This window comes from Sphingobium sp. (assembly GCF_041987595.1).
Classification (GTDB): Bacteria; Pseudomonadota; Alphaproteobacteria; order Sphingomonadales; family Sphingomonadaceae; genus Sphingobium.
The window spans coordinates 1-3773 of the sequence record NZ_JBHIWJ010000183.1 but is presented as its reverse complement, the minus strand read 5'-3'; the positions used below and the strand labels follow the sequence as shown (position 1 = coordinate 3773).

The 3773-nt window shown below is 63.3% G+C and carries 5 protein-coding genes; 2 read left to right on the top strand and 3 right to left on the bottom strand.

The window, feature by feature from the left end:
• The coding region (locus ACFC3J_RS22450; RefSeq protein ID WP_375198144.1) for a Rieske 2Fe-2S domain-containing protein at positions 1-909 on the bottom strand (909 nt) is incomplete at its 3' end.
• A gap of 99 nt (positions 910-1008) precedes the next feature.
• On the opposite strand from ACFC3J_RS22450, the gene ACFC3J_RS22445 reads away from it, so the two are divergent.
• Both ACFC3J_RS22445 and ACFC3J_RS22440 read left to right on the top strand, forming a co-directional pair.
• Positions 1009-1215 carry a ferredoxin gene (locus ACFC3J_RS22445; RefSeq protein ID WP_066563029.1) on the top strand — a complete coding sequence of 69 codons (207 nt, stop codon included), beginning with the start codon at positions 1009-1011 and terminating at the stop codon, positions 1213-1215.
• Positions 1216-1330: 115 nt separating this feature from the next.
• The gene (locus tag ACFC3J_RS22440; protein ID WP_375198143.1) at positions 1331-2479 is read left to right on the top strand and encodes an NADH:flavin oxidoreductase; all 1149 of its coding nucleotides are present in this window, start codon (positions 1331-1333) and stop codon (positions 2477-2479) included.
• A gap of 30 nt (positions 2480-2509) precedes the next feature.
• Here ACFC3J_RS22440 and ACFC3J_RS22435 read toward each other — a convergent pair whose 3' ends face one another.
• Together ACFC3J_RS22435 and ACFC3J_RS22430 are read right to left on the bottom strand one after the other, a co-directional pair.
• On the bottom strand, positions 2510-3235 hold the full coding sequence (locus ACFC3J_RS22435; RefSeq protein ID WP_279729303.1) for an SDR family oxidoreductase: 726 nt from the start codon (positions 3233-3235) through the stop codon (positions 2510-2512).
• A 21-nt stretch (positions 3236-3256) separates the two neighbouring features.
• On the bottom strand, positions 3257-3773 hold a 517-nt coding region (locus tag ACFC3J_RS22430; protein ID WP_375198142.1), incomplete at its 5' end, for a zinc-binding dehydrogenase.

Sequence of the window (3773 nt, the reverse complement as noted above, 5' to 3'; positions counted from 1 at the left end):
CTTGAACAGCTGCGGGATCAATTCCTTGGTGATGCCCGGCGGCGGCAGCAGATGGAGCCGTTCCTCCGTCGTTTTTCCTTCGAAGCTGACGTCGGCGAACATCTTGAAGGTCTGCGCCGCCTCCAGGCAACGCAGCGTGTGACCCTGCGGCACCGAAAGGTCGACGCCATACATGCCCGGCGCGGTGTCATAGATCGACTCGGCCGTGCCTCCCATGATGCCGCCTTCCATCAGCGAGCGATGGAGGGTCAGGGTATGGAAGCCGTCCGATCCGGACTGTTCGCCGGGGATCTTCCAGTTGCACGGCAGCACGAAACGCTGCGGCGGGCCAAGCATCTCAAGGCCATTGTCTGTCCGGCAGAAAAGCTGATCGAGATAGAATTTGGCGTCGCCCAGATAATCCTCGAACGACAGATCCTTGTTCCAGGTGGCGAAGATCAGGCCGCCATAGAGGTGGACGCGGGCCTTCTTCAGCCCCAGTTCGTCCTTGGAGCGCTTGTTGCCGTGCATCTGCTCCTTTTCGATTGGGGCGCCGATGAAGCTGCCGTCCGCGCGGAAGGCCCAGCCATGGTAGATGCAGCGATGAGCGTGGGCATTGCCCGCTTCGGCCGTGCAGACCTTCATGCCGCGATGGGGGCAGACGTTCAGCATGACGTGGATTTCGCCGCTGCGGTCGCGCGAGACGATCACATTGTCTTCGGCCATGTCGCGCATGACATAGTCGCCGGCCTTGGGAATTTCCGACTCATGGCCAAGGAGGAGCCAGGTTCGGGCGAACACGCGCTCCATCTCCAGCTCATACAGCTCCTTGTCATTCATCACGCGCAGCGACACCTCGTTCATGTCGCGGTTGATGAGATCGTCAAGCGTCGTTCCGTCGCTCAGCGTCAGCCCGGCATTGTGCAGCATCTTGCTCTCCTGGAGGATTTCCTTGATTGAGTCGTGTTATACATATTGAACTAAATCTGTTCAAGGTGTAATGTGTCTTTAATAGGAAGGAGAGGCTGGATGAGCCAGAAACTGAAAGTTGTGATCGATAAGGCGGCCTGTTGCGGCTATGGCGTTTGCGCCGAGATATGCCCCCAAATTTACAAGCTCGACGCCAATGGTATCGTGTATGTGGACGACGAGATCGTCCCCGAAGGACTGGAGGAACTGGCCCGGGAAGGGGCCGAAGCCTGTCCGCAGTCCGCCCTTGCCATCGAAGAAGTCTGAAGTCGGCGTGACCATGCGCGGGTCCGGGGGGGCGGATATCCTGTCGCTCGATAGGTTTTTGGCGCTCGTTCCCTGCGGCACGGTCGTTTGACAGGCAGATGAGAGGATCGCGTTGATGGGGCAGGCCGAGATTTTATATACACCGTTCACGATCGGCTCGCTTCACCTGCGCAATCGGTTCGTGATGGCGCCGATGACGCGGAATTTCTCGCCGGGCGGCATCCCCTCGGAAGGGGTGGCCGGCTATTATCGGCGGCGTGCCGAAGCCGATGTGGGGCTGATCATCACCGAAGGGGTGGGGGTCGATCATCCCGCCGCAGTGGGACGCGAAACCATGGGCGGCGGCGCTTCGCCCGTCCTGCATGGCGAGGAAGCGCTGGCGCGCTGGCGCGACATCGTGGCCGGCGTGCATGACGCGGGCGGCCTCATCATCCCCCAGCTATGGCATCAGGGCGTCATTCGCGTGCCGGGCACGGGCTATCATCCCGATGCGCCGTCAGCCCGTCCGTCCGGCATCTGGGGCCCGACCGACAAAGCGATCGTGCCGCCCGATTATCTGGAACAGGTGCGCGCGCCCACCGCGCCGCTGACCGACAGCGAAATCGGCGACCTGATCGCCGCCTTCGCCCGCAGCGCGGCCAATGCGAAGGCGGTGGGTTTCGACGGCGTGGCCCTGCATGGGGCGCATGGCTATCTGATCGACAGTTTTCTGTGGCGCCACACCAATATGCGGGAAGATCGCTGGGGCGGCGGGATTGCCGAGCGGGCGCGCTTCGCGGTCGAGCTGGTGCGGGCGATCCGGGCCGCGACCGCGCCCGATTTTCCGGTCATCTTCCGCTTCTCCCAGTGGAAGCTGCAGGATTATGACGCGCGCAATGCGGAGACGCCGGCGGAACTGGAAGCGATGCTCGCTCCGCTCGTTGAGGCGGGGGTGGATATATTCGACGCCAGCACCCGCATTTTCACGACGCCGGCCTTCGAGGGTTCCGACATGGGGCTGGCGGGTTGGATCAGGAAGCTGACTGGCAAGCCGACCATAGCGGTCGGCGGCGTGGGCCTCAGCAAGGATCTGCAATCCTCCTTCGCGCAGCCGACCGTCATGACCGACAATCTGGCGCTGGTGGCCGACAGGATGGCGCGGGGCGAATTCGACCTGATCGCGGTCGGCCGCGCCCTCCTGATGGACGCGCAATGGGTGGCGAAGATGCGCGATGGCGGCGCGGTCAATCCGTTCCGGCTGGACGCCTACGCCACGCTTGACTGATGACAGGACGCTCCGGCACGGGCCGGGGCGTCAATGACTGTCCGCTGCGGCATAGACCTGGATGCGGGCGATGTTGGTGCGTTCGGACTGTTGCGCGATGACGGCGACGGCTTCCGCAATGTCGCGGGGTTGCATCGGCGGGATGAAGCTGTCCCAGGACGGTTGCCCCCTGGCCTTCATATCCTCGAAAATCTCGGTGCTGGTCGTGCCCGGCGCGACGATCCCTACCTTGACGCCCGATCCGGCAAGCTCAACGCGAAGACAGTCTGTAAAGGCCTCCAGCGCGCGCTTGAGGCCGCCATAGACGCCCACGCCGGGGGCGGTGATGTTCGCGCCGATGCTGGATATGTTGATGATCTGCCCTTTGCCGGCCGCCTTCATTGTCCGCGCGAAGAGGGTGCTGGCGCGCACCACTGCCTCATAGTTGATCGCGATCATAGGGCGGAGTTGGTCGAGGTCGAATGCGTCGATCGGCGCGGCATGCAGCATACCGGCATTGTTGACCAATATGTCGGCCCGGCCGAAGCGACCCAAGACGAAATCATGCAGCTTTTGCGGCGCGTCAGGATCCGCCATATCGGCTACGTAGGCCGTGCTGCCACGGCCCAGTTCATCGGCCAGTGCGGTGAGGCGGTCGGCGCGGCGGGCGACCAGCACCAGGGTTGCGCCCGCTTCAGCAAGCGCACGGGCGCTGGCCGCGCCGATGCCCGACGATGCGCCGGTAACGATGGCGATTTGCCCTTCCAGAGACTCCATGAGTTGTGTCCTCTTCCCAGATCAGACGAGACGGATGAGCCGCTTGCCGTCATTTTCGCCGCGATAAAGACCGGCGAGCGCGTCGGGGCAGACCTCGATCCCCTCCAGTATGTCCTCGCGCCATGTGAGGTGACCCTGCGCGATCCATGTCCGCAATTGCGCCGTGGCTTCGGCATAGCGATCGAGATGGTCGAAGATGACGAAGCCCTCCATGCGGGCGCGCTTGACCAGCAGATGCCGTTCGACGCGCGGCCCCATCGGCCATGGATCCCAGCGGTCGATTGATGCCGTTCCGCACACTATGACACGCCCGCGTTGGGCCAGATGCGGCAGGACCGAATCGCTGATGGCCCCTGCGACATTGTCGAAATAGATGTCGATGCCCTCGGGCGCGTGCTCGGCGATCGCTGCCCCCACATTCCCGGCATGATAATCGACGATGTGGTCATAGCCATATTCCTCCACGCAGCGTCGCACCTTGGTCGGCCCGCCCGCGATGCCGATCGTGCGGCAACCAAGGATGCGGGCGATCTGGCCG

Excerpts from the sequence above, each read along its gene's own strand:
- ACFC3J_RS22445 (WP_066563029.1), top strand. The coding sequence starts at position 1,009 with ATGAGCCAGAAACTGAAAGTTGTGATCGATAAGGCGGCCTGTTGCGGC.
- ACFC3J_RS22440 (WP_375198143.1), top strand. The coding sequence starts at position 1,331 with ATGGGGCAGGCCGAGATTTTATATACACCGTTCACGATCGGCTCGCTT.
- ACFC3J_RS22435 (WP_279729303.1), bottom strand. The coding sequence starts at position 3,235 with ATGGAGTCTCTGGAAGGGCAAATCGCCATCGTTACCGGCGCATCGTCG.